The organism is Saccharopolyspora oryzae, assembly GCF_027853915.1.
Lineage (GTDB): Bacteria > Actinomycetota > Actinomycetes > Mycobacteriales > Pseudonocardiaceae > Saccharopolyspora > Saccharopolyspora oryzae.
In genome coordinates, this window is the sequence record NZ_JAQGLA010000008.1 from 117328 (window position 1) to 136199 (window position 18872).

Annotated in this window: 17 protein-coding genes; 8 read left to right on the top strand and 9 right to left on the bottom strand. The window is 70.1% G+C overall.

All coding sequences use genetic code 11. The features are described from left to right. Positions 1–48: 48 nt before the first annotated feature. Positions 49–720 (top strand): lysophospholipid acyltransferase family protein, encoded by a 672-nt coding sequence (locus OU415_RS08170; RefSeq protein WP_270947983.1) that lies wholly within the window; start codon positions 49–51, stop codon positions 718–720. Between the two features lie 53 nt (positions 721–773). Here the strand turns inward: OU415_RS08170 and OU415_RS08175 are convergent, their stop codons facing one another. The 3 genes from OU415_RS08175 to OU415_RS08185 all read right to left on the bottom strand — a co-directional run bounded on the left by OU415_RS08175 (position 774) and on the right by OU415_RS08185 (position 2847). Then, complete coding sequence (locus OU415_RS08175) at positions 774–1313, bottom strand: RNA 2'-phosphotransferase (RefSeq protein ID WP_270948036.1); 540 nt, start codon at positions 1311–1313, stop codon at positions 774–776. A 50-nt stretch (positions 1314–1363) separates the two neighbouring features. Next, positions 1364–1945, bottom strand: coding sequence for an HhH-GPD-type base excision DNA repair protein (locus OU415_RS08180; RefSeq protein WP_270947984.1), 582 nt, complete (start codon positions 1943–1945; stop codon positions 1364–1366). A gap of 341 nt (positions 1946–2286) precedes the next feature. After that, on the bottom strand, positions 2287–2847 hold the full coding sequence (locus tag OU415_RS08185; RefSeq protein ID WP_270947985.1) for a GNAT family N-acetyltransferase: 561 nt from the start codon (positions 2845–2847) through the stop codon (positions 2287–2289). A gap of 175 nt (positions 2848–3022) precedes the next feature. On the opposite strand from OU415_RS08185, the gene OU415_RS08190 reads away from it, so the two are divergent. From OU415_RS08190 to OU415_RS08210, 5 genes are all read left to right on the top strand, one after another. Next, positions 3023–3571: a GNAT family N-acetyltransferase gene (locus OU415_RS08190; RefSeq protein WP_270947986.1), complete on the top strand. Its 549-nt coding sequence runs from the start codon at positions 3023–3025 to the stop codon at positions 3569–3571. A 143-nt stretch (positions 3572–3714) separates the two neighbouring features. Further along, positions 3715–4599 (top strand): aminoglycoside phosphotransferase family protein, encoded by an 885-nt coding sequence (locus OU415_RS08195; protein ID WP_270948037.1) that lies wholly within the window; start codon positions 3715–3717, stop codon positions 4597–4599. A 55-nt stretch (positions 4600–4654) separates the two neighbouring features. After that, entirely contained in the window at positions 4655–6172 is a 1518-nt protein-coding gene (locus tag OU415_RS08200; protein WP_270947987.1) for a N5-glutamine methyltransferase family protein, read from the top strand. Continuing rightward, on the top strand, positions 6169–6594 hold the full coding sequence (dtd, locus tag OU415_RS08205; RefSeq protein ID WP_270947988.1) for a D-aminoacyl-tRNA deacylase: 426 nt from the start codon (positions 6169–6171) through the stop codon (positions 6592–6594). Before OU415_RS08200 ends, dtd begins: the two co-directional genes overlap by 4 nt. Before the next feature lie 287 nt (positions 6595–6881). Further along, positions 6882–7853, top strand: a complete 972-nt coding sequence (locus OU415_RS08210; protein WP_270947989.1) for a sigma-70 family RNA polymerase sigma factor — start codon at positions 6882–6884, stop codon at positions 7851–7853. Positions 7854–8333: 480 nt separating this feature from the next. Here OU415_RS08210 and OU415_RS08215 read toward each other — a convergent pair whose 3' ends face one another. Then, complete coding sequence (locus OU415_RS08215; protein WP_270947990.1) at positions 8334–9086, bottom strand: tyrosine-protein phosphatase; 753 nt, start codon at positions 9084–9086, stop codon at positions 8334–8336. A gap of 172 nt (positions 9087–9258) precedes the next feature. Between OU415_RS08215 and OU415_RS08220 the strand changes: the two genes are divergently transcribed. Next, complete coding sequence (locus OU415_RS08220; RefSeq protein ID WP_270947991.1) at positions 9259–10914, top strand: fumarate hydratase; 1656 nt, start codon at positions 9259–9261, stop codon at positions 10912–10914. 265 nt (positions 10915–11179) lie between these two features. Here OU415_RS08220 and OU415_RS08225 read toward each other — a convergent pair whose 3' ends face one another. Beyond that, positions 11180–11515, bottom strand: a complete 336-nt coding sequence (locus OU415_RS08225; protein WP_270947992.1) for a hypothetical protein — start codon at positions 11513–11515, stop codon at positions 11180–11182. 269 nt (positions 11516–11784) lie between these two features. Between OU415_RS08225 and OU415_RS08230 the strand changes: the two genes are divergently transcribed. Continuing rightward, positions 11785–13032 (top strand): YeeE/YedE family protein, encoded by a 1248-nt coding sequence (locus OU415_RS08230; protein ID WP_408641821.1) that lies wholly within the window; start codon positions 11785–11787, stop codon positions 13030–13032. A gap of 48 nt (positions 13033–13080) precedes the next feature. Here OU415_RS08230 and OU415_RS08235 read toward each other — a convergent pair whose 3' ends face one another. The 4 genes from OU415_RS08235 to OU415_RS08250 all read right to left on the bottom strand — a co-directional run bounded on the left by OU415_RS08235 (position 13081) and on the right by OU415_RS08250 (position 18843). Further along, positions 13081–13992 carry an alpha/beta hydrolase family protein gene (locus OU415_RS08235; RefSeq protein ID WP_270947994.1) on the bottom strand — a complete coding sequence of 304 codons (912 nt, stop codon included), beginning with the start codon at positions 13990–13992 and terminating at the stop codon, positions 13081–13083. A gap of 41 nt (positions 13993–14033) precedes the next feature. Further along, entirely contained in the window at positions 14034–16718 is a 2685-nt protein-coding gene (locus OU415_RS08240; protein ID WP_270947995.1) for a bifunctional acetate--CoA ligase family protein/GNAT family N-acetyltransferase, read from the bottom strand. Positions 16719–16728: 10 nt separating this feature from the next. Next, positions 16729–17904 carry an acetoin utilization protein AcuC gene (locus tag OU415_RS08245; RefSeq protein WP_270947996.1) on the bottom strand — a complete coding sequence of 392 codons (1176 nt, stop codon included), beginning with the start codon at positions 17902–17904 and terminating at the stop codon, positions 16729–16731. 87 nt (positions 17905–17991) lie between these two features. Continuing rightward, the gene (locus OU415_RS08250; RefSeq protein ID WP_270947997.1) at positions 17992–18843 is read right to left on the bottom strand and encodes a sulfurtransferase; all 852 of its coding nucleotides are present in this window, start codon (positions 18841–18843) and stop codon (positions 17992–17994) included. Positions 18844–18872 lie beyond the last annotated feature (29 nt).

The window sequence follows — 18872 nt, forward strand, 5'->3', positions numbered from 1 at the left end:
AAACCTCCAGGGGTTAGATTCGAGCGGGATCCGAGTCGTGGAGGGTGAATGCTGTACGCGGTGAGCAAGCGGGTCGTCGGCGCGGTCGCGCGGACGGTCTACCGGCCGAAGGTGATCGACGCGGACAAGGTTCCGACCACCGGTCCGGTGATCCTGGCGCCGAACCACCTCGCCGTGCTCGACAGCTTCATCGTCCCGCTGGTCCTGCCCCGCCCGGTCGCGTTCCTGGCCAAGGCCGAGTACTTCAACGGCAGCGGTGCCAAGGGCGCGCTGACGAAGTGGCTGTTCAGCTCGCTGGGCGCGATCCCGGTGGACCGGGGCAAGGGCCGCGCCGCGAAGGAAGCGCTGGACGCCGCGGAGCAGGTGCTGCTCGACGGCGGCGCGTTCGGCATCCACCCCGAGGGCACCCGCTCCCCCGACGGCCGCCTGTACCGGGGCCGCACCGGTGTCGCCCGGCTCGCGCTGAGCACCGGGGCGCCGGTGGTGCCGGTGGCGCTGACCGGCACCGACAAGCTCCAGCCGCGCGGCAAGAAGATCCCGCGCCTGCACCCGGTCTCGGTGCGCTTCGGCGACCCGCTGGACTTCCGCCGCTACGCCGGTCTGGACAGCTCGCTGCCGGTCCTGCGCTCGATCACCGACGAGATCATGTACGCCATCGCGGAGCTCTCCGACCAGGAGTACGTCGACCGCTACCAGCGCCCGGGCGCAGCGGCGGCCTGAGAACGCACCCGTGAGCACTTAGTGGTGCCATGGCGACACGATGTGCTCACGGGTCACTGGAAGTCGATGAACGACGGCGCGACGTGCGCCGTCAGCCAGACCCCGTTCGCGCTGACCCGGAACTCGTGCCCGGCCCGGTGCATCTCGCCCGCCCTGATCACCAGGACCACGGGCTTGCCGCGCCGCGCACCCACCCGCTGCGCCGTCTCCCGGTCGGTCGACAGGTGCACGTCCTGGCGCCCCATCGGCCGCACCCCCTCCTGCCTGATCGCGGCGAGGCTGCGGCCGACGGTGCCGTGGAACAGGAACGCGGGCGGCTCGGCGACCGGCAGGTCGAGGTCGACCTGGACCGAATGCCCCTGGCTGGCCCGGATCCGGTCGCCGTCGATCACGTAGCGCTGCTTGTCGTTGCTCGCGACGACCTCGGCCAGCTCCGCCCGCGAGATCGGGAACCGGTGCGCGGCAGCGGCGGCGAGCAGCACCTCGACGTCCACCCAGCCGTTCGCGTCGAGCTCGACGCCGATGCGTTCCGGCTGGTGCCGCAGGTGCTTGGCCAGGTACTTCGAAACCCGCACCAACCGCTGCTCGTCCACCACGCGCCAACGCTAACCGCCCGGGCGACCCGACGTCGACCGGTTTTCGATCAGCCCTTGGCGGCCTTGGCGGCGGCCTTCTGCTCCTTCTTCCAGGCCCGGACCTCGTTGAGGGTCTGCTCGTCGACGACGTCGGCGATCGATCGGCGGGAGCCTTCCTCCCCGTAACCCCCGGCGGCCTCGCGCCACCCGGTGGGTTCGACGCCCCGCTGCTTGCCCAGCAGCGCGAGGAAGATCCGCGCCTTCTGGTCGCCGTAGCCCGGCAGCGCCTTGAGCCGCTTCAGCACTTCCTTGCCGTCCGGGTCGCCCTCGGTCCAGATCGCCTCGGTCCGGCCGTCGTAGTGCTCGACGACGTACTGGGCCAGCGCGTGCACCCGCTTGCCCATCGAACCGCCGTACCGGTGGATCGCCGGCTTCTGCACGCACAGCTCGACGAACTCGTCCAAGTCGGACTCGGCGATCTTGGTGACGTCGAACCCGCCCATCCGCTCGGCGATCTTCTTCGGCCCGGCGAACGCGACCTCCATCGCCACCTGCTGATCGAGCAGCATCCCGGTGAGCAGCGCGAACGGGTCGTCGCTGAGCAGCTTGTCGGCCTCGGCATCGCCGGTCAGGTTGAGCTTCTTCGGCATGGCTACATCGTCGCACGCCTCTCCACCAAGCCTCCTTCGCAAGGAGAGCCGAGACAGCTCGCCGTACGCGACACGACGCCATCCGCGCTCAGGTCGCCGACGATGAAACCGAAGCGACCGAAGCCGAGGCAGCCGAAAACGCCGCCGCCCTCGAGTTCACTCCACCTGCGCATCAGTCAGCTCCTCGACGCCGAGAAGAAGCGATAGGTGAGCCGACTCAAGAAACCAATGCGCGCTGAGAGGTGCGCTCGGCATAGAGGCGCCGGTGCGCAACCGATCGAAAAACGCTTGGAGATCATCTACGAGGTCTCCGCCGACCGGCTGCAACCGTCCGATGCCGGCTAGCGCTCCTGCTTGCTCGCCCGCCACTCCGGGGCCAGGACGGACCAGATCTCCAGGTCCTGCCGTTCACCGCGGTGCAGGCCGGCTCCGCGGAGCGTGCCGTCCTTGACCATGCCCAGCCGCTTGGCCACCGCGATGCTGGCCTGGTTCGCCGCCGAGACGCGCCACTCCACCCGGTGGATGCCGCGCTCCTCCACGGCCCAGTCGATGATCACCTGCGCCGCCCTGGTGACCAGTCCCCGGCCCGCCGCCGACGGCTCCAGCCAGCAGCCCGCCTCGGCGATGCCGCGCGGGACGTCCATCGTCCGGAAGAGAACACCGCCGACCAGCTGGTCCTGCACCCAGATCCCGTAGATCCGCGCGGTGTCGGCCGCGGCCTTCGCCGCGTACTGCTGGAGGAACGAGCGGCTCGAATCCAGATCGGTGACCATGTCAGCCAGCCCGATGTGCTGACCGATGAATTCCCTCCCCCGGTTCATGTGGGCCAGGAACTCCTCCGCCGACCACGGCTCCAGCGGGCGGAGCTCAGCGCCGTCGTCACCCAGGGAAATCGAGAACATCGCGACCTTCCACGACCGAATGAAGCGGGACCGCGGTGAAGATTGCCGCACCGGGACGCCTGTGCAAAGCGCTTTTCGCCAGAAACCCGACCTGCCCGACGCCCGGCCGCTGGGACCCGCCGAAGCATCCGAAAATCAGGTGCGCTTCCCGGCGTCCGGCTGGAAGTCTTTCGCGATGACCGACGAACCCACTCCCGAGCAGCACCGCAAGCCTGACGTTCGGATCGTGCACCTGAGCGGCCCCGTGTTCCAGGCACTGGCCGCCGGGGATCTGGCTGCGGCGAACGCTGTCAGCCCAGTGCCCCTCACCACCCACTTCACCGACCCGGACTGGCGCGGGGTGTGGTTGATGCGCGGCGAGCAGGCCGAGGAGGATCCCGCCAGCGCCGGGTGGGTGACCGGAGTCATCTGGGATGAGCAGCGTCAGCTGGCGGTCGGCCACGCCGGCTACCACGGACCTCCGGACGCATCGGGGTTGGTGGAGATCGGTTACGCGGTCGATCCCGCGCACCGCCGGCGCGGTTACGCCCGCGCAGCGCTGGAATCCCTCCTCGAGCGCGCTGCCCGAGAGCCAGGAGTGCGCACGGTCCGGGTCACCATCAGCCCGGACAACACGGCGTCCTACCGGTTGGCGTCCCAGTACGGCTTCATCGAGGTCGGAGACCAGTGGGACGAAGAGGACGGCTTGGAGATCGTCTACGAGATCCCCGCGGATCAGCTGTGATCGGGAGCCAGCACGGGCCGCGGCAGCAGATCGCCGCCTGCACGGGCGCCGACAGCTGAAGTTCGCATCGCCGGTGCGGCACGCGCACGACCGAAAACGCTTTGCGGTCGAAGATCGGCACGTGTGACGCTGCCGACGTGGAGATGCACGCCGACCAGTTGACCGTGTCACCGGAGATGGTGCGCGAGTTGGTTGATGAGCAGTTCCCCGAGTGGTGCGGGTTGCCCATCCGGGAGCTCGCTTCGGAGGGGACCGTCAACGCGATCTTCCGCATCGGCGAGGACTTCGCGGCTCGGTTTCCGTTGGAGCCCGGAGACGTCGAATCTGTGCGGCGGAAGCGGGAGGAAGAGGCCTCCGCAGCTCGTGAGCTGTTCGGGCGCACGCGGTTCCGCACTCCTGAGCCGGTCGCGTTCGGCGAGCCCGGGGCCGGGTATCCGCTTCCGTGGTCGGTGCAGAGCTGGCTGCCCGGGGTCGTGGCCACCGAGGAAGATCCGCGCGAATCGGTCGCTTTCGCACGTGACCTGGGCGAGTTCATCCGCGGTGTTCGGTCGATCGACACGCGCGGGCGGACGTTCTCCGGGGACGGCCGGGGCGGCGACCTGCGATCGCACGACGCGTGGCTGGAGACCTGCTTCGGCAACAGCGTCGGACTCCTCGACGTCGCGCGGCTCCGGCAGGTGTGGGAAGCCCTGCGGGAGCTGCCCCGCGATTCGCCCGATGTGATGACGCACGGCGACCTGATTCCCGGCAACGTGCTCGTGTCCCGCGGGCGGCTGGCCGGGATCATCGACGTCGGCGGGCTGGGGCCGGCCGATCCCGCGCTGGACCTCGTCGCGGCCTGGCACCTGCTCGACGGGGAACCGCGGCAGGCGCTGCGCGACGAGCTCGGCTGCGGCCACCTCGAGTGGGAGCGCGGCAAGGCGTGGGCGTTCGTGCAGGCCATGGGCCTGGTCTGGTACTACGTCGAGAGCAACCCGACCATGAGCCTGCTGGGCAGGCGCACCTTGGAACGCGTCCTGGCGGGCTGAGCTCATCGTTCGGCGGGCGGATGCGCCGTTCGGCGGGCGTGTGAGGATTCGGGGCGTGATTCCAGATCTGTCCCACGACCGCATCGACCGACTTCGCGACGCGTTTCGCGCCGCTGGATACGACGCCGACGGCGTCGTCGAACTGCTCGGCCCGGAAGCGCACATCTCCCTCGGGCGCGGCGAGCTGGTGCCCGCGCTGCGCGCCACTGCCGACGGCGGGCCGCTCGGCACCCTCATCCGCCTGTTCCTGCTCGGCCAGGCCGAGCCGCAGGCCGCCGTCGAGGCCGCTTTCGCGCCGCTGCCGCTGGCCGAAGCGCAGGCCGCCGGGATCGTCGTCGCCGACGGCGACCGGGTGCGCGCCGGGCTCGACGTCCGCCCGCACGGCGTCGGCGACGACTCGTGGTGGGTGATGTCCGACCTGGACTCGGAGCTGCGCGGCGGGCGCCCGGTCGAGCCGGACCACGTGCTCGGCATCGGGCACGCCTCGCTGAGCCTGGTCCGGGCCACCTCGCGGCGGGAGGTCGGCTCGGTGCTCGACCTGGGCACCGGCTGCGGCGTGCAGGCCCTGCACGCGAGCAAGCACGCTCAGCGCATCACCGCGACCGATGTCTCGAAGCGGGCGTTGGCGCTGGCCGACGCGACGTTCCGGCTCAACGAGCTCGACGTCGAGCTCGCCGAGGGCGAGTGGTTCGAGCCGGTGCGCGGGCGCCGCTTCGACATGGTGGTGTGCAACCCGCCGTTCGTGGTGGGGCCGCCGCGCACCGACTTCACCTACCGGGACTCCGGCCTGGCCGGTGACGACGCGAGCGCGCTGGTGGTGCGCCAGCTGCCCTCCTTCCTCAACGAGGGCGGCACCGGGCAGCTGCTGGCGTCCTGGGTGCACCGCGAAGGCGAGGACTGGGAGGACCGCGTGTCCCGGTGGCTGCCGCCGGGCGCCGGGGTGGACGCCTGGTTCGTGCAGCGCGACGTCGCCGACCCGGCGCTGTACGTCGGCACCTGGCTGCGCGACGCGGGCTACGACCTGCGCTCACCCGCGGGCCAGCAGAAGGCCGGCGAGTGGCTGGACTGGTTCGAGGACAACGGCGTGCTCGGCATCGGGTTCGGGTTCGTCACCCTTCGCCGCACCGACGCCGAGCGCGGCGAGGTCGTCTGCGAGGACCTGCGGCACGCCTTCGAGGACCCGCTGGGCCCGGAGTCGGACCAGTGGCTGCGCCGCGTCGACTGGCTGCGCGCGCACGGCTCGAACGACGGGCTGCTGGCCGCACGCCTGATCACCGCGGACAGCACCGTGCTGGAGCAGGTGTCCGCGCCCGGCGACGAGGGCTGGAGCCCGCTGGTGCACCGCCTGCACCGCACCGACGGCCCGGGCTGGCAGCACGAGGTCGACGAGCTCGGCGTGCGGCTGCTCGCCGGGTGCCGGGGCGCGCTGCCGCTGGAGGAGCTGATCGAACTGCTCGCGATGGGATTCGGCGAGGACTCCGAGGAACTGACCCGCGCCGCGCTGCCCGTGGTGCGCGAGCTCATCCGGCACGGAATGCTCGTTCCTGCGGAATGGGCGGGTGGTGCGCAATGAGGGCAATCGCCACTCGGGTCACTCGGGCCTCGGTAACGGTCGATGGCGTCGTCGTCGGCAAGATCGAAGAGCCCGGGCTGTTAGTGCTATTGGGTGTGACGCATTCCGACGGGCGTGAAGAAGTCGTCAAAATGGCGCGCAAACTGCACGAGATTCGCGCGCTGCGCGACGAGGAGTCCTGTGCCACGACCGGGGCACCGCTGCTCGTCGTAAGCCAGTTCACGCTGTACGGCTCGACCCGCAAGGGACGCCGCCCGTCGTGGACCGAGGCAGCCCGCCCGGAGCACGCCGAACCGCTGGTGGAGGCGGTCGTGGCGGAGTTGCGGGAGCGGGGCGCGGGGGTGTCCACAGGGACCTTCGGGGCGATGATGTCGGTGGAGAGCGTCAACGACGGGCCATTCACACTTTTGGTTGAGGTGTAAATGTAACGAGGATTCTCAGGAAATCCTCAGACTTGGTGGCGCAACGGATGTGACCGCCATGACGTCTCCCAATCGAGAACTTCGGGAACGAATTCGGCACGCCGGTCGTTTTCCAGGTAACGAAGCTTCGACGGCCATGCCGAGAGGTGCCCCGCACTGATCGACAACACCCGGAGGAGACGTCGACGCGCAAGCCCGTACCAACGAGCGTACGCGTCAAACGCACCGCGCAACGGCGCGCAGGTGTGAATTGCGCCAGCCAAGCCAGCCCGTCAGGGAGGGAGCTCATGACCGTCCCGCAGACCACCAAGCCAGACGTCGCAGTTGCCGAAGACCTGGACACCCAGGGCCCATCGGCTGACCTGGTGCGCGTCTACCTCAACGGCATCGGGCGAACCGCGCTGCTCACCGCACAGGAAGAGGTCGACCTCGCCAAGCGCATCGAGGCCGGGGTGTTCGCCAAGCACCTGCTGGAAACCAGCAACAACCTCTCCCCCGAGCGGCGCACCGACCTCAACGCCGTGGTCCGGGACGGTCGTCGAGCCAAGAACCACCTGATGGAGGCCAACCTCCGCCTGGTGGTCAGCCTCGCCAAGCGCTACACCGGTCGCGGCATGCCGCTGCTGGACCTCATCCAGGAGGGCAACCTGGGCCTGATCCGTGCGGTCGAGAAGTTCGACTACACCAAGGGCTTCAAGTTCTCCACCTACGCCACCTGGTGGATCCGGCAGGCCATCACCCGCGGCATGGCCGACCAGAGCCGCACCATCCGCCTGCCCGTCCACCTGGTCGAGCAGGTCAACAAGCTGGCCCGCATCAAGCGCGACCTGCACCAGAAGCTCGGCCGGGAAGCCACCGACGACGAGCTGTCCGAAGAGGCCGGCATCCCGGTGGAGAAGATCCTCGACCTGATGGACCACTCCCGCGACCCGGTCAGCCTGGACATGCCGGTCGGTGCCGAGGAGGACGCGCCGCTCGGTGACTTCATCGAGGACGCCGAATCCGCCGACGCCGAGAACGCGGTGATCTCCGGCTTCCTGCAGGACGACCTGCGCCGCGTGCTTGCCACCCTGGAAGAGCGCGAGCAGTCGGTGATCCGGATGCGCTACGGCCTCGACGACGGCCAGCCGCGCACCCTGGACCAGATCGGCAAGGCGTTCGGCCTGTCCCGCGAGCGGGTCCGGCAGATCGAGCGCGAGGTCATGTCCAAGCTCCGGCAGGGCGACCGCGCCGACCGCCTGCGCGCCTACGCGAGTTGACCGCGCTGGTTTGGGGTGACGTGTGTCCGCGGAAAGCGCGGACCACGGCGCGGTCAAGATGATGTTGCGGGGGCCGAGCCCCCGCAGACCCCCACGGTGCGGTGGTGACGTACAGGAGGGCTCCTCGCCCTCCTGACGTTCCCAACCTGCTCACGGACCAGCCCTTGTTCGGTCTGGTCCGTGGGACGCCCGGGGTTGGGGGTTGGTCCCCCCGAGGTTTTGTTGTTGACCCGGTTGGCTTGTTGACCTTTTGGGGTGGTGGGGGCAGGGTTTTTGGGCTTGGGGGTTTTGTTCTTTGGCTTCGCGGTGGGTTTCCGCCGCTTTCTCCGGGAGGCCGGGGTCGTCGTTTGGACGGGTCCGACCTCCCGACCCTTACTTGGGCGGGCCCTCGGCTCGACGCTCTGAGGGTCGCACTGGGTTTGCGCGAACGGCCTGTTCACCTCGTGCTTTGAGGTGAACAGGCCGTTCGTCTTGGTGCGGTCAGGGCTTCGGGGTGAACTTGTGGCGCCAGCGGGTCAGCTCTTGTTCCGTGGCTCCGTGGGATCGGAGCCAGCCCGCCGCTCCGCCTTCGTGGGCGGCGAAGGTCGCCAGGACGCTTTCGATCGCCTCGGTGGGAGTCGACATGAGCTCTCGGACCACTTCCTCGTCCACACCTGGTGGGAGGACCGGGGCCGCGTCCAGGCGCTTGAGGACCCCGAACATGTTCTGGTCGGTGCGGGCGTAGTCGGCCACGATCGCGTCTTCGCGGACCCCCACCGCGCTCAGCAGCATGGCCGCCGACACCCCGGTGCGGTCCTTGCCCGCAGCGCAGTGGATCAGGACCGGGCCGTCGGCTTCCAGCGCGATGCGGAACACCTCGACCAGCTTCTTCGAGGCTCCCTGCAAGATCGTCTGGTAGAGCTTGGTCAGGTCGTGCGCCGAGTCGTCGAGCTCGAGCTCGACCTCGTCGAGGTCCTCCAGCAGCGGGATGTGGCGCACCTCCGCGACCTCCGCCAGCGGGTGCTGCTTGCCCTCCGTCTCCCACGAATCGCGCAGGTCGACCACCACCTTCGGCGGCCAGCTCGGCATGCCGTCCGGGGCGCGATCGCCGGTGTGCGGCGCATCACTGCGGTAGACGACGCCCGTTCGGGTCATCGCACCGTCCCCGACGGGCTGTCCGCCCAGGTCGCGAAGGTTGACCAGCCGGTCGAGTGGATCCGTCGTCGACAAAGTGACCTCCGTAGCTGCGGGCACCGCTCGAAGTGCGGCGACAAGTCCTGCTGCCAGCGTCGCAGGTTCCGCACCGCTCCCCGCACACCGGTCGGAGGCGTTTCGTCACACCTGAGCCACCCCCGTGGACGCGCTGATCCACCACGCGGTTACATGGGGCATCGCGTAACCCGAACGCGCGCAAAGGAGCCGCGACGTGACCACCACGAAGTTCGATTTCACCGAGGTACTGCCGCTCGGCCCCGACAACACCGAATACCGCCTGGTCACCGACGAAGGTGTTCGAGTGGTCGAGGCCGCGGGGCGGCGCTTCCTGGAAGTCGAGCCGACCACGCTCACCGCCCTGGCCAGCGAGGCGATCAAGGACATCCAGCACCTGCTGCGCCCGTCGCACCTGACCCAGCTGCGTGCGATCATCGACGACCCGGAAGCCAGCCCGAACGACCGGTTCGTGGCGACCGACCTGCTGCGCAACGCGTGCGTCTCGGCAGGCGGCGTGCTGCCGATGTGCCAGGACACCGGCACCGCGATCGTGATCGGCAAGCGCACCGAGTCCGTGCTCACCGGCGGTCAGGACGAGCAGGCGCTGGCGCGCGGCATCTTCGACGCCTACCAGGACCTGAACCTGCGGTACTCGCAGATGGCTCCGCTGAACTTCTGGGAAGAGCGCAACACCGGCAGCAACCTGCCCGCGCAGATCGAGCTGTACTCCAAGGCCGGCACCGATCCGCAGTACGACTTCCTGTTCATGGCCAAGGGCGGCGGCAGCGCGAACAAGACCTTCCTCTACCAGGAGACCAAGGCGCTGCTGAACCCGACGCGGCTCGGCCGGTTCCTCGAGGAGAAGCTGCGCTCGCTGGGCACCGCGGCCTGCCCGCCCTACCACCTGGCGATCGTGGTCGGCGGCATGTCCGCCGAGTTCAACCTCAAGGTCGCCAAGCTCGCCTCCGCCCGCTACCTCGACGAACTGCCGCGCGAGGGCTCGGCGTCCGGGCACGCGCTGCGCGACGTCGAGATGGAGCAGCAGGTCCTGGAGATGACGCGGCAGTTCGGCATCGGCGCGCAGTTCGGCGGCAAGTACTTCTGCCACGACGTGCGGGTCATCCGGCTGCCGCGCCACGGCGCGTCGCTGCCGGTGGGCGTCGCGGTGTCCTGCTCCGCGGACCGCCAGGCCAAGGCCAAGATCACCCCGGAGGGCGTGTTCCTGGAGCAGCTGGAGCGCGACCCGGCCCGCTACCTGCCGGACGTGGCCGACGAGCAGCTGTCCGACGAGGTCGTCAAGATCGACCTGAACCGCCCGATGGACGAGATCCGGTCCGAGCTGTCCAAGCTGCCGGTCAAGACCCGGGTGTCGCTGACCGGTCCGCTGGTGGTGGCGCGCGACATCGCGCACGCCAAGATCGCCGAGCGCCTCGACGCCGGCGAGCCGATGCCCGAGTACCTGCGCAACCACCCGGTGTACTACGCCGGTCCGGCGAAGACGCCCGACGGCTACGCCTCCGGTTCCTTCGGCCCCACCACCGCGGGCCGAATGGACGCCTACGTGGAGCAGTTCCAGGCCGCGGGCGGCTCGCTGGTCATGCTGGCCAAGGGCAACCGGTCGGCCAAGGTGACCGAGTCCTGCCGCACCCACGGCGGCTTCTACCTCGGTTCCATCGGTGGCCCGGCGGCCCGACTGGCTCAGGACTGCATCCGCAAGGTCGAGGTCCTGGAGTACCCCGAGCTCGGCATGGAGGCGGTCTGGCGGATCGAGGTCGAGGATTTCCCGGCCTTCATCGTGGTCGACGACAAGGGCGACGACTTCTTCGCCGAAGCCACCAAGCCGACCCTGCAGATCTCCTTCAACCGCTGAAGGAATGAGCACGAACTAGAAACATCTGAGTGCGGGTCGAGCTTTCTCCGGCAGGACGAGAACTCGACCCGCACCAGCGGAGAACGCCGCATTTCCTCAGGAGCCCCACCTCCCTTTGGAAATACGGCGTTCTCCTCATCTACTCAATGAGCCTTTTCCATCCTGTCTGGTCTGCGACTGCGAGGCATGACCGGCACCGCCACGCAGGACGAGGATGGAAAACCTCACTGTGTCCTCTCGGCAGGATTCCGTTGTGCGCCAACGATCAGCGCGGCACCTTGACGTCTCGCTGTTCCAGGACGACCTTGCGGGCGTCGAGCGGGGCGTCCAGGCGGACCGCCACCGGCGGGTAGCGCAGGTCCATCGTGCAGATCCCCGGTGGCTCCGGGGTTTCCTCGACCAGGACGAGCTTGACCAGCTGCGGGGTCTGCTCGGCCACCTCGGCGTGCACCTTGCTGCAGCCGCCTTCCTGACCGGTGGCCACGAGGGCGGTCCCGTCGTCCTGGGTCCAGACCTTCGTCGGGTACCCCTTGGGCAGCGCCGAAGAGTCCAGCGAGCCCTCGGCGACGGGGGTGCGTTCGTTCTCCGGTTTCGGCTGCACCGGTCCCGGCGGTGCCGGCGGCTGCCCACCGAAACCCACTTCATTCGTCGGCTGTTGGGCGCAGGCGGCCAGCGCAAGGAGCAGAGCCCCCGCACCCATTGCGGTGTGTAGGCGTCTCATGCCCTAGAGACGGAACGGGCCGCGCGGCGGGTTGCGTGGAAATCGCACCGATCCTCAACAGCTTTCCCACAGTCCGGAACTGCTGGTAATCGGTCACCTGGTCGTGGTTTGGTCGATGCGATCCACTTCCAGCCTTGGAGTGACGAGAAATGTCGACCACTGCCACATCCGCCCCAGAGAGAACTGCGCCCCCGGAAGAACCGCAGGGAAAACCGCAGTGGGTTCCGCTGACCGTCGGCGTGATCGCAGCTGTGGCCCTGATTGCTGCCGCAGCCGCCGTGGTCGGGGTGAAGTCCGCCGTGCTGGCCGCGCTCGGGCTCGCCCTCGGACTGACCCTTTTCCACTCCCGGTTCGGGTTCACCTCGGCTTGGCGGCAGCTCGTTTCCGTCGGGCAGACCGAGGGAATCCGGGCTCACCTGCTGATGCTCGGTGCGGCGTCGATTCTGTTCGCCCCGATCCTGGCCGGCGGGGTGTCGTTCTTCGGCGGCGAGGTGGAAGGAAACGTCTCACCGGTCGGTCTCGGCCTGGTCGTCGGCGCGCTGCTGTTCGGCATCGGCATGCAGCTCGGCGGCGCCTGTGCCTCGGGAACTCTGTTCGCCGTCGGCGGCGGGAACAGCCTGCTGGTCGTCACGCTGTTCTTCTTCATCTGCGGTTCCGTGCTGGGCGCCCTGCACTTTCCACTGTGGACGTCCGATTCGATCACCCTCGGATCCTTCTCGCTGGCCGAGGACACCGGTCTGGGCTACTTCGGCGCGCTGATCGTGCAGCTGGCGGTGCTGGGTGCGATCGGGTTCGCGGCGACCCGGTGGGCTCGTCGGCACGACGCTCCCCCGGCTGGTCGCCCGCCGACGTCGCGCGGGCTGTGGCGGGTACTGCGCGGTTCGTGGCCGCTGTGGGTCGGCGCGATCCTGCTGGCCGCGCTCAACGCGGTCGTGCTGCTGACCCGCGGTTCGCCGTGGGGCATCACCTCGGCATTCGTCCTGTGGGGTTCGAAGGCGCTGCAGGCGGTCGGCGTCGACGTGGCGAGCTGGCCCTACTGGCAGGGCGAGCGGGCTGCGTCGCTGGCCGGTCCGCTGCTGGCCGACTCCACCTCGGTGCTCGACTTCGGGATCATGGTCGGCGCACTGGTCGCCTCCGCCGCGTCGGGCGCGTTCGTGCTGGTCAAGCGCCTTCCGGCGAAGGTGGTGCTGGCGGCGGTGATCGGGGGCCTGCTGATGGGCTACGGGGCGCGCCTGGCCTACGGCTGCAACATCGGCGCCTACTTCTCCGGGATCGCCTCGTTCTCGCTGCACGGCTGGGTCTGGGGACTGCTGGCCCTGGCTGGCACCTGGATCGGGCTGAAGCTGCGCCCGCTGTTCGGCCTCGGCGTTCCGAAACCGACCGACTCGGTCTGCTGATGCGAAGGCGGGTGGGATCGACGTCCCACCCGCCTCGTCATCTCAAGCTCAGGAGTGGACGGACGGCTCGTGCGCGGCCGCGATCCAGTCCCGGATCCACTGCGAGAGCGCACCGCCGTTGCGCACCCAGCTGAAGTGACCGAGGTTCTCCGCGCCGGACGTGTCCCGCGTGTAGTGCTTGGACGTGCGCAGCGCGTGCCGCGCCTTGCCCGCCAGGTGGTCCACTGAGGACTGCGGCGCCAACCGGTCCCCCGCGACGCTGACGGTCAGCAGCGGCATCCGCATCTCGCCCAACGCCGCTTCGTAATCGGTGGTCGAGCCGTTGAGGCGGTACTTGCTCGTGCGGGCTTGACGTGCCCAGTCCTGCATCAGACCTGCCGCCTGCCGACCGCCGAAGCCGAAGCGGTGGCCTGGCCAGTAGCCGAGCAGCGTCGAGGCGCTGGCCACGACCTGCGTGCCGATCAGCGTGCGCAGCTTGTAGTAGCCGGGGAAGCTCCGGAACCACACCGATCCCGAGGCGATGAGCGCGACGCCCTGCACCCGCCCCTGGTGGCGTGCCGAGTGCAGCATGGCGATCTGGCCGCCGAGGCTGTGCCCGATCAGGAAGCGCGGCGCCTGCGGCAGCACCGATCCGACCAGGTCGAGGACGCCGTCCAGGTCGTCGATCAAGCTCTGGTAGCTGTAGCGCACGCCGCGGGCCGCCTGCGGTTTGCTCTCACCTTGGCCGCGCAGGTCGTAGGTCACCACGGTCAGGCCCTGGCGGTGCAAGTCGGCCACGAACGGCCGGTAGTAGCGCGCGGGCACGCCCATGGCGGGGACGAGCACGACCACCGGGCTGCTCGGGTCGTCCTGCTGGGCCGCGCGCACCTTGATCCGGTGCGGTCCGGCCGAGACCAGGCCGAGCACGACCGAAGCGGGTGCGTCGGGCTCCGGGATGCCAGCGGCGGTTTCGGTGTCCACGAGGCACAGATTAACGGAACGCTCGCGTCTCGGACAGGGCGTCAGCGGAGCCGCCGCGGCCCGGTGTCCAGCACCGCGGGCGACTCCCCGATGGCGACCTTGGCCCCGGTGACCACAGCACCCGCCGGCGAAGCCAGCACCGGGCGCAACGCCAGCTCCCGCACCTCCGGCAGGTCTTCGGCCAGCGTCGCCACCCGCAGCACCAGGTCCTCCAGCGCCGCGAGATCAGCGGGCTCGCTGCCCCGGTAACCCGCCAGCAGCGGCGCCGCCCGCGGCGCGCGGACCAGCGCCGAAACGTCCACATCGGACAGCGGGAGCGCGCGGTACGCCTTGTCGCCGAGCAGTTCGCTGGCCACCCCGGAAAGCCCGAAGGACACCAGCGTGCCGAACGACGGGTCGTCCATCAGGTCGATCACGCACGAAGTTCCGCGCACCGCCATCCGCTGCACGTAGACCTCGTCCATCCCGGACACCCCGTGGATGTCGGCGTAGGCCGCGCGCACCGCATCAGCGCTACCGAGGTCGAGCCGGACTCCCACGAGGTCGTTGCGGTGGCGGAGCTGATCGTCGACCGTCTTCAGCGCGACCGGGTATCCGAGCTCCTCTGCCGCGGCCACAGCTGCGTCCACGCTGCTCACCCGGCGGAACGGCACCACGTCGATGCCGTAGCAGGCGAGCAGGCTCAGCACGCGCTTGTCCTCGAGCGTGGTGACACCGGCCGCCAGCCAACCCTCGACCAGCGTCCGCGCCCGCTCGGCGTCGACGTCCGGGGGCCGCACGAAATGGCCCTGCGGCGCGGCGCGCCACTGCGCGTAGCGGGTCACCCTGGCCAGGGCCAGCACCGAGCGCTCCGGGCTCGGGTACGACGGGACGGACCCCTTGCCCGCAATGCCGTCCGCACCCGGCACCACCAGCTCGTCCGGCACGCCTTCGGCGGCCAGGAAGGTCGTCACCACCGGCTTGGACCGCGCGACGTCGGCCTCCTGCAACGCCTCCCGCATGGCCCGCGCGTAAGCGGTCCCGGGAACCGCTACCGGCGGCGCGAACACTGTCACCAGCGCATCGACGTCCTCGCGCAGAGCGGCGTCGCGCACTGCGGCGGCGAAGTCCTCCGGCCCCGCCGACGCGCCCACGTCGACGGGATCGCCGGCCAGCTGCAGCCCCTGGGCCTGGGCCACGTCCGCTGCGAGCATGCCCAGCGCCGAGGAGTTGCCGACGATCGCAACGCGATCGCCCTGCGGCAGCGGCTGGTGCGCCAGCAGCAGCGCGGTGTCGAACATCTGCGCCACCGACTCCACGCGGATGACACCGGACTGCTCGAACAGCGCCTGCACGCTGGTCTCGTCCACCTGCACCGAGGTCGCCGCCAACCCCGGGCGCACCGCGTTGCGCCCCGACTTGACCACCACGATCGGCTTGCTGCGGGCCAACCGGCGCGCCAGCCGGCCGAACTTGCGCGGGTTGCCGAACGACTCCAGGTAGAGCAGCACCACGTCGGTGGCCGGGTCGGTCTGCCAGTACTGCAGCAGGTCGTTGCCGGATACGTCGGCGCGGTTGCCCGCCGAGACGAACGTCGACAGCCCCAGCCCGCGCTCGGTCGCGGTGGCCAGGATCGCCACCCCGAGCGCACCGGACTGGCAGAAGAACCCGGTCCGCCCGCGGCCGGGCAGCTGCGGGGCCAAGCTCGCGTTCAGCCTCAGGTCCGGGGCGGTGTTGACCACGCCCAGCGCGTTCGGACCGACCACCCGCATGCCGTGCACGCGGGCCTCGCGGACCATCGCGCGCTCGACCTCGCGCCCGGCCGGACCGCTCTCGCTGAACCCGGAGCTGACGATGACCAGGGTCTTGACCCCTTTGGCCAGGCAGTCGTCGAGCACCTCGGTCACGCCGGCGGCCGGGATCGCCACCACGGCCAGGTCCACCTCGTCCGGGATGTCGAGCACCGAGGCGTAGGCGCGCACGCCCCGTACCGAGCGGTGCTCCGGGTTGACCGGGTACACCGGCCCGGAGAAGTCCGCGGTGAGCAGGTTCGTCAGGACCGCGTGGCCGATCTTGCGGTGGTCGGTGGAAGCCCCGATCACCGCCACCGACCGCGGTCGCAGCAGGTTGTGCACGCTGCGCGCCTCGGCGGCCTGCTCCCGGGCGCGGGCCACCGCGACCGACTCCTCGGTGAGGTCGATGTCGAACTCCAGGTGCACGACGCCTTCCTCCATCGCGCGGCTCACCTGGTACCCGGCGTCGCGGAACACCCGCACCATCGTCGAGTTCTCCGCCAGCACCTCGGCCACGAAGCGCTGCAACCCCCGCTCCCGAGCGGCGGCCGCGAGGTGCTCCAGCAGGATCGACCCGAGACCGCGCCCCTGGTGCGAGTCCTCCACCACGAACGCGACCTCGGCCGACCGCTGCTCGCCCAGCCGGTCGAAGCGGCCCACCGCGACGATGTCGTCCCCGAGCAGCGCGACCAGCGCGACCCGGTTGACGTAGTCGACGTGGGTGAAGCGCTCCACGTCGCGCTGGGGCATCCGCGGGTAGGGGCCGAAGTAGCGGTAGTAGCGGGTCCGGTCGCTGAGCCGCCCGTGGAAGGCGATCAGCTTCTCGGCGTCCGCGCCGGTGATCGGCCGGATGTGCACCGTGCCACCGTCGGAGAGCACCACGTCGGCTTCCCACTGCCGCGGGTACTCCACTTCCTCCGGGGCCTTCTCCTGCCCCTGAACCGTTCCGTCCACTTCGGACTCCTCAGTCGCGGCTGTCGACCGGGTCGAGACCGTGCAACGGAAACACCGCGTGCCGGGTGTCGCGAATCGCGGTGTCCACCGAGGACGCGGTCACCCCCGTCCAGCGCTCGAACGACGGGTCGGCCCCATCGGTCATCGACGTCGGCAGCGGCACGTTCTCGGAGACCCGCACCGCATGCGCCATCCAATCCTCCGGGATGGTCGTCTCCGGCGCGACGTCCCGGTCCAACAAGGTGGCCAGCAGGTGCGTCCAGGCGCGCGGCACCACGCGGAACAGCGAGTACCCGCCACCGCCCAGCGCCAGCCACTTGCCACCGGCGCAGCTGTCGGCCAGCTCCCGCAGGTCCTGGTAGGTGGCGCGCTGCCCGTCCACGCTCTTCGACAGGTCGGCCAGCGGATCGTCGCGGTGCGCGTCGGCCCCGCACTGCGTCACCAGCACCTGGGGCTGGAACGCGGACAGCACCGAGGGCACCACCGCGTGGAACGCGCGACGCCAGTCCGCGTCCCCGGTCCCCGGGGGTAGCGGGATGTTCACCGCCGTGCCGTCCGCCGCACCGCTGCCGATCTCCGTGCTGAACCCGGTTCCCGGCCACAACGTGAGCGGGTGCTGGTGCAGGGAGATGGTCATCACCCGCGGGTCGTCGTAGAACGCCGCCTGCACGCCGTCGCCGTGGTGCACGTCGACGTCGAGGTAGGCGATGCGCTCCACGCCCTGCTCGAGCATCCACGCGATGGCCACCGAGCAATCGTTGTAGATGCAGAACCCCGCCGCATGGTCGGCCATCGCGTGGTGCAGCCCGCCCGCGATGTTGAACGCCCGGTCCACCTTGCCCGACACGATCTGCTCCGCGGCCCGGATCGAGGCGCCCGAGATCAGCGCCGCGGCCTCGTGCATCCGATCGAAGATCGGGTTGTCCTCCGTGCCGAGCCCGTGGCCGACCTCCCAGCCCGCCATCGGCGCGGCGCGCACGGCCTCGATGTACTCCCGGGTGTGCACCCGCAGCAGGTCTTCCTCGGTCGCCGGTTCCGGCTCGAGCACCTCGACGCCGTCGAGGACTCCGAGCGACCTCGCCAACCGCATGGTCAGGTCCAACCTGATCGGATGCAGCGGGTGGTGCCCGCCGAGGTCGTAGTCGAGCAGCGACTCGTCCCACACCACTGCGCACTGAGAACCCATGGCCCGGACGCTACCCGCCCTGTGTCCGCCAACACAGTGTTCCAGGACACTGCGCTGCGCTTGATCGAGCTGGGCCGGATCGTTCGGTCAGCCCGCCTCCTCTCCGGTCGCGGCCGGGCGGTCCGGGTCTGCCGACCAGTTCGACCACGAGCCCGCGTACAGCGCGGCCGGGTGCTGCGGATCGGTCACTCCGGCGTGCTCCAGAGCGAGCAGCACCGAGCAGGCCGTCACGCCCGAACCGCAGTACGCACCGACCGCCCCGCCCGTGCCGACGCCGAGCGCGGTGAAGTGAGCCGCCAGCTCCTCCGGGGAACGCCATTTCCCGGTGTCGTCCACGTGCGCGGCGAACGGTGCGTTCAGAGCGCCCGGAACGTGCCCGGCCCGCGGATCCATCGGCTCGACATCACCGCGGTAGCGCTCCGGTGCGCGCGCGTCCAGCAGCGTTCCCTCGCGGGCGAGCTGCGCTGCGCCGTCGGCGTCCACCACCGGCATCGAGCCGGGCTGGACCCGGAACCCGCCTTCGGCCGGCTGCGGCTGCTCGGTCGTGGTCGGCCGTCCCTCCGCGGTCCACGCCGCATACCCGCCGTCGAGCACCGCCACCTCCCGATGTCCGGCCCAGCGCAGCAACCACCAAGCGCGGGCAGCGGCGGAACCGTTGTCGGCGTCGTAGACGACCACCGGCCGGTCCGCGTCCACCCCGGCCCGCCGCAGGACGGCTTCGAAGTCGCCGGGTTCCGGCAGCGGGTGGCGGCCCGCCGGACCGGGTTCCGAGGCCAGTTCGGCGTCCAGATCGACGAACACCGCGCCCGGCAGGTGGCCCGCTTCATAGGCGTCCCGGCCGGGTGGTCCGAGCAACGACCAACGGACGTCGAGCAGGGTCGGGGGTGCCTGCTCCGCCAACGCGGCCATGAGATCATCGGTACTGATCAAAGGATCCATCTGGACGGCCTTTCGTAGCCCGGCGACGA